This window comes from Agromyces binzhouensis (assembly GCF_004135055.1).
Classification (GTDB): Bacteria; Actinomycetota; Actinomycetes; order Actinomycetales; family Microbacteriaceae; genus Agromyces; species Agromyces binzhouensis.
Window position 1 is genome coordinate 1 of record NZ_SDPL01000199.1, and the last position, 5,652, is coordinate 5,652.

Sequence of the window (5,652 nt, forward strand, 5' to 3'; positions counted from 1 at the left end):
CGCGGCCCCGCGCGCGGCGGACCCCCGCGTTCGGGTGCCACCGCACCGACACGCCCGCGCGTCGCCGCGCGCCCGGGTGCACCGCCTGACTACTCTCGGCCGAGAGACACGGTCGCGGGGGGCGACGAGAAACGGAGCGAACGCGATGACCGGACCCGAACCCGCACGCACCCCGGAGGTCGGCGCCGCGCCCACCGGCGACGACGACGCATACCGGAGCGAGGCCGTCGACGACCTCGTCGCGCGCATCGTCGCCGAGGAGGTCGCGGAGCTCCGGCGCGGCTTCGCCTCGGGCGCCGAGTACGCCCTGACCCGTGGCGGATCGGCGCGCGAGCAGATGCTGCACCGCCTCGAGTGCGCCTCGATCGAGTCGCACCTGGATCGACCGTCGAGGTGGACCGAACCGCACCGGAGGCGACTCGCCTCGGACCCTGACTACCGCCTCCCGCTGCCGGACCTGATCACGCGGCAGGCCGCACGCGACCTCCCCGGAGTGCGCTCGTGCAGGGTGTGCTGGCCGAACCCGACGGGCGGCGAGCCCCGACCGCTCCGTCGGCTCTCGGCCAGGAGCCTCGGACCGCAGCACGTCGGCCACGTCCTCGCCAGGCCGGACGGCGAGCCGATCGGGACGATCGTCCGCTGGGGCGCCCGCACCGGCGCCGACCTGTTCGGGATCGAGCACGACGAGATCGAGATCGTGACGTCGACGGGCGTCGAGACGGTCGGGCCCGACGACCACGTCACGATCTGGGACCTGCCGACCGACGAGCAGGCGATCCGCCGGAAGGCGCAGCTCGTCCAGCGCTTCGCGGGCGACGACCGCGCGGCGGGCTGAGGCCGGCTGCGGGTCGGAGTCGGCGGCCGGCCGGCGTCACCCGTCGAGCCAGGGCTCGCGCCATCCGCCCCGCCCTTCGACGAGTGCGTCGGCGGCCGACGGCCCCCACGTACCCGGCTCGTACGGATGCACCTCGGGCGGCGCATCGAGCAGGGGCTGGATGACGCGCCACTCGGCGTCGATCGTCCCCTGGCTGGCGAACCGCATCCCGCCACCGGCGAGCGCCGCCTCGAACAGCACCTCGTACGGGGTCGGCGCCTCGCCGGGCGCCGCGGCGAACCCGACGTCGAGCTCCGCGAGCTCGGGGTCGGCGGCATCCACCCGCTGCGCCACGAGCGCGACGCGGACGCCGAAGGTCGGACCGAGCCGCACGACGAGCTCGTTCGACGGCGGGTGGTCGCCGCGCAACCCGAACCCCAGCGACGGCGCCTCGCGGAAGACGATGCGCACCTCGGCCTCGGTGACGTGCAGCCGCTTCCCGGTGCGGATGAAGAACGGCACGCCCGCCCATCGCGGGTTGTCGATCCGGAGCTCGAGCGCGGCGAACGTCTCGGTCGTCGAGTCGGCGGCGACGCCGTCGACGTCGCGGTAGCCGTCGTACTGCCCGCGGACGTACCGGGCCGGGTCCGCCGGCACGATCTCGCGCAGCAGCTCGGTCCGCCGTCGACCGATCGACGAGCGGTCGCCCGGGTCGGGCGCCTCCATCGCGACGGCGACGACGACCTGCAGCAGGTGGTTCACGACGACGTCGCGGAGCGCGCCGACGGGATCGTAGGAGTGCCCGCGATCGTCGACGCCGAACGCCTCGGTCATCGAGATCTGCACGTGGTCGACGTGGTCGCGGTTCCACGCGGGGGCGAGCATCGTGTTCGCGAAGCGCAGGAACGGGATCTCCTCGAGCCCGACCTTGCCGAGGTAGTGGTCGACGCGCAGCAGCTGCGACTCGCCGACGACGGAGTGCAGCTCGTCGGCGAGCGCCTTCGCGGACGCGAGGTCGTGCCCGAACGGCTTCTCGATCACGAATCGCGCGTTCGTCGCGAGTCCCGCGCCCGCGACGCCCTTCACGACGGTCGCGAACAGGTTCGGCGGCACCTCGAGGTAGAAGAGCGGATGCTCCGCCCCGCCCATCGCCTCCCCCACGCCCTCGTACGTCTCGGGCCTGCCGAAGTCGCCGTGCGCGTACGACATGCGATCCATCAGCCGGCCGAGGACGGCGTCGTCGACCTCGCCCTCCGTCGCCGCGATGCTCTCGCGCGCGCGCTCGGCGAGCTGGTCCTTGGTCCAGTCCTCGTACGCGACCCCGACGATCGGGCAGTCGAGGAGACCCCGCCGCTCGAGCCGGTACAGCGATCGGAAGGTCATCACGCGCGCGAGGTCGCCGGTGATGCCGAAGATCACCAGGACGTCGCGGCGCGCGGTCGTGTCATCCGTTGCCCCCATGGGCGGCAGTCTGGCCGAGATGCGGCGACGCCGACAAGGGCCGGATGCCCCGGCGCCGCGATGCCCCTGCCGGGCCGGCGCCTCACCGCCGCCTAGACTGAACGGGCACTCGCGGGAGTGGTGAAATCGGCAGACACGCAGGATTTAGGTTCCTGTGCCTTCGGGCGTGTGGGTTCAAGTCCCACCTTCCGCACTCGACTCGACCTCGACTTCCCAGCAATCACGCGCGCGTCGGGGCCTCGCTCATGCCCCCGAGGTGGCGCGTGCCCACACTTTGCCCACACCAGCACGCGCAGCGCCGTCGTCCAGACGGGTCGCGACGCCGTACAGATCGTTGTCGAACAGGCCGTACAGATCGTTGTCGAACAGGTCGGCGTAGGCGTCCAGCGTCGTTGCCGCGGAGGCGTGTCCGAGCATGCACTGCACCGCCTTGATGTGCGCCCCCGACGCCACCGCGAGCGAGGCCGCGCGGGCCGGTCGAGCGCGACGCGAGCGGCTGGTCACAGCCGGAGGCGGACTCGGGCGAGGGAACGCGCACCTAGGCTTACACCTCGCCCCCAGCCGAAGCGACAAGATCGCCGATCACGGCAACGAACAACCCGATCATGGTCACTGAGAGGCCTGCCGTCTGCACACCGACTCCTGAGAGGGCGAGTTGGCGGTCACCCTCGTCCGAATGCCGTTTCAACGCCTCTTCGGTCTCGGTGATCCGCACGTGAAGGCGCGACGCCTCGTTGTCCAACCGATCGGCCTGCGACTGAACGAGATCGTAGCGGCGTTCGAGGATCGAGATTCGCTCGGCGGTCGCGAGCCCAGCGTTGTCTGCAAGCACAGCCCGCTTCACCCCCATATCGCCACGGACGTTGAACGCGCCTTCCGCTGTTCCGCTTGCCGGCACTGTCCTGGGTTTCCGGAACCTCTGCCACAAGGCAGACCAAGCGCGCGCCAGCCGTCTAGCCAACGAAAGGAGCACTCGCCTGACCCCTGCGATGAACTTGGCGAAAGCTCCGGGCGGTGCACCGTACGCGGTCCGGGTGCGCTGCACTCCTGTGAGCGCGATCACAAGACCAAGTACTTGGAGTCCGACACCGATGACGCGAAGCACGAGCCCGAACGTCTCCACCCTGCGATCCTGCCCGACTGCAGACCCCAAGAGCGGTTGGAGTAGTCGCGTGTTGGCAGGCGAGGCGTAGCGTTGATCTCGTCAATCCCGAGGCAACCTAGTTCGCCTCCAATATTGCGACGGATCGGAAACGATCAGTACCCCCGGCATCCTCTGGTCGGGGCCCACTCGCGAGTAGGTGTCAGTGGTGGGCTGCCGTAACGTCACGATCGTGGATGCTGGAACGTTGTGGAGCGTCGTCATCGGGTTCGTCGTGGCATTCGCCTTCTATCGCCTCCGCTTGCGGGTTGGACGTCGTGAGCGTCGGCAGGACTTCGCCGGGCGACTGCAGATCGCTGCCAGCCGAGTGCTGTTGGAGTGCGATCCGATCGCCTACCGATGCACGCACGCCGACCTCGCCGGCGAGATCGCGTGCGACTGCGGCGCGTGACCAAACATCTGCCCACACTCAACGGGCACTGAACAGCATCGAACGCGATCGAACTGAACCGAGGAGTAGACGCCTGATCAGGCGATCGTGTCAACTCCCTCGTGATCGACTGAGGGTCGAGGAGATTTCAAGTCCCACCTTCCGCACTCGGCTTGATTCGGTCTCGACCGGCGTCACACGAGCGCCCGCCGGCGGACGCGTCGGGGTGGACGTCCAGGCTCCGTACGATGTCCCCATGCCGCACGTGCGCGAACCACCCGCCGTCTCCCCCGGCACCTACGAGCACGTCAAGGGCGGCCGCTACGAGGTCCTCACGCTCGCCCGGCACAGCGAGACCGAGGAGTGGGTCGTCGTCTACCGACAGCTGTACGGCGATCGGGGCGTCTGGGTGCGGCCGGCCGACATGTTCGCCGAGCAGGTCGAGGTCGACGGGGCGCTCGTCCCCCGCTTCCGCCGCGTCGACGAGCGGTGAACGGATGCCTCGGCCCGGCCGCCGACGTGCGCGTCGTGCTCACGGCGGATTCGGGGGCTGCCCCGATCGCCGCGAGGCATCCGCTCGCTAGACTGCTCGAACACCCCAGCCGACCGGGACCGGCCGCGGCCGCGTCCGACGACAGGAGCACCACGCCGTGATCCACACCGCGCTCATCCCGTGGCTCGACCCGGAGACGATCATCCAGGGCGCAGGGCCGTGGGCACTGCTCGTGGTCTGCTTCATCGTCTTCGCCGAGACCGGCCTGCTCGTCGGGTTCCTGCTGCCGGGCGACACGCTGCTCGTCATCTCGGGCCTGCTCTCGAACTCCGAGCTCGTGCCGCCGGCCGGCGTGTTCGGCGTCACGGTCTGGATCGTGGCGCTGCTCATCGGCGTCTCGGCGTTCGTCGGCGGCGAGGTCGGCTACGAGATCGGCCATCGCGGCGGCCCCAGGGTGTTCGAACGCAAGGAGAGCGGGCTCTTCAGCGTCAAGAACGTGGAGCGCACGAACGCGTTCTTCGAGCGCTTCGGCGGGCTGACGATCATCCTCGCCCGCTTCGTGCCAATCGTGCGCACCTTCGCGCCGGTCGCCGCCGGCGTCGGCCACATGAACCGCGGGCGCTACACGCTCTACAACTTCATCGGCGCGGTGCTCTGGGGCTTCGGGCTGACGATGTTCGGCTACGCCGTCAGCTTCATCCCCCCGATCGCCTTCCTCGTGCGCGAGTACATCGACCTGATCCTGCTCGTCGCCGTCGGCGGCACCGCGCTCGTCACCGCGTGGCACTACTTCAGCGAGCGCCGCAAGGCGAAGAAGGCAGAGGCCGCCGGCGAGGACGTGGTGACCGACGAGGAGGAGGCCGAGGAGCTCGTGCTCGACCCCGACGTGTTCGACCGCCCGCCGCACCTCGACGGCGACCACCCGCACCACGGCGACGCGCACGGCGAGGATCGCCCGCCGCACGACTGATCAGCCGGCGAACCACCCCGTCGCGCCCACGGTCTCGCCCATGCGCGGCACGTACTGGTCGAAGTAGACGCGCGAGATGAGCTCGCGGCGGCTGCGCACGCCCGCCTTGTCGAACACCGACTTCAGGTGGTCCTGCACGGTGTAGGCCGACACGTGCAGCGTCGAGGCGATCTCCTTCGTCTCGACGCCCTGGAGCACGAGCCGGGTGACGTCGCGTTCGCGCGGCGTGAGCCCGAATGCGGCGACGACGAGTGAGACGATCTCGGGCGGCCGCGCCTCCTCGATGGTCACGACGACGTCGCCCGTCGCGCCGGCGGCGCCGCGCAGCGGCGAGGCGTGCAGCAGCAGCCACACGCCCGACCCGGTCCGGACCCGGGCGCGT

General features: G+C 70.5%; 8 protein-coding genes and 1 tRNA gene. 5 read left to right on the forward strand and 4 right to left on the reverse strand.

Translation table 11 applies throughout. The features are described 5' to 3' along the window. The first annotated feature begins 145 nt into the window (after positions 1 to 145). A complete protein-coding gene (locus tag ESO86_RS10490; RefSeq protein ID WP_129234849.1) occupies positions 146 to 835 on the forward strand; it encodes a hypothetical protein in 690 nt (229 codons plus the stop codon). Positions 836 to 871: 36 nt separating this feature from the next. Here ESO86_RS10490 and zwf read toward each other — a convergent pair whose 3' ends face one another. Further along, positions 872 to 2,275 (reverse strand): glucose-6-phosphate dehydrogenase, encoded by a 1,404-nt coding sequence (gene zwf, locus ESO86_RS10495; protein ID WP_129234850.1) that lies wholly within the window; start codon positions 2,273 to 2,275, stop codon positions 872 to 874. A gap of 111 nt (positions 2,276 to 2,386) precedes the next feature. On the opposite strand from zwf, the gene ESO86_RS10500 reads away from it, so the two are divergent. After that, positions 2,387 to 2,468: transfer RNA gene (locus ESO86_RS10500), tRNA-Leu, on the forward strand. Between the two features lie 50 nt (positions 2,469 to 2,518). Here the strand turns inward: ESO86_RS10500 and ESO86_RS10505 are convergent. Together ESO86_RS10505 and ESO86_RS10510 are read right to left on the reverse strand one after the other, a co-directional pair. Continuing rightward, complete coding sequence (locus ESO86_RS10505) at positions 2,519 to 2,779, reverse strand: hypothetical protein (RefSeq protein ID WP_207207091.1); 261 nt, start codon at positions 2,777 to 2,779, stop codon at positions 2,519 to 2,521. Positions 2,780 to 2,819: 40 nt separating this feature from the next. Continuing rightward, the gene (locus tag ESO86_RS10510) at positions 2,820 to 3,398 is read right to left on the reverse strand and encodes a hypothetical protein (protein ID WP_129234851.1); all 579 of its coding nucleotides are present in this window, start codon (positions 3,396 to 3,398) and stop codon (positions 2,820 to 2,822) included. Positions 3,399 to 3,576: 178 nt separating this feature from the next. On the opposite strand from ESO86_RS10510, the gene ESO86_RS18825 reads away from it, so the two are divergent. The 3 genes from ESO86_RS18825 (at position 3,577) to ESO86_RS10520 (ending at position 5,270) form a co-directional block, all read left to right on the forward strand. Next, positions 3,577 to 3,828, forward strand: coding sequence for a hypothetical protein (locus ESO86_RS18825; protein ID WP_165307635.1), 252 nt, complete (start codon positions 3,577 to 3,579; stop codon positions 3,826 to 3,828). 235 nt (positions 3,829 to 4,063) lie between these two features. Next, positions 4,064 to 4,300 carry a DUF1653 domain-containing protein gene (locus ESO86_RS10515; RefSeq protein ID WP_129234852.1) on the forward strand — a complete coding sequence of 79 codons (237 nt, stop codon included), beginning with the start codon at positions 4,064 to 4,066 and terminating at the stop codon, positions 4,298 to 4,300. A gap of 157 nt (positions 4,301 to 4,457) precedes the next feature. After that, positions 4,458 to 5,270 (forward strand): DedA family protein, encoded by an 813-nt coding sequence (locus ESO86_RS10520; protein ID WP_165307637.1) that lies wholly within the window; start codon positions 4,458 to 4,460, stop codon positions 5,268 to 5,270. Here ESO86_RS10520 and ESO86_RS10525 read toward each other — a convergent pair. Then, positions 5,271 to 5,652 (reverse strand): response regulator transcription factor (locus tag ESO86_RS10525; protein WP_165307639.1); only part of this gene is annotated, 382 nt, incomplete at its 5' end.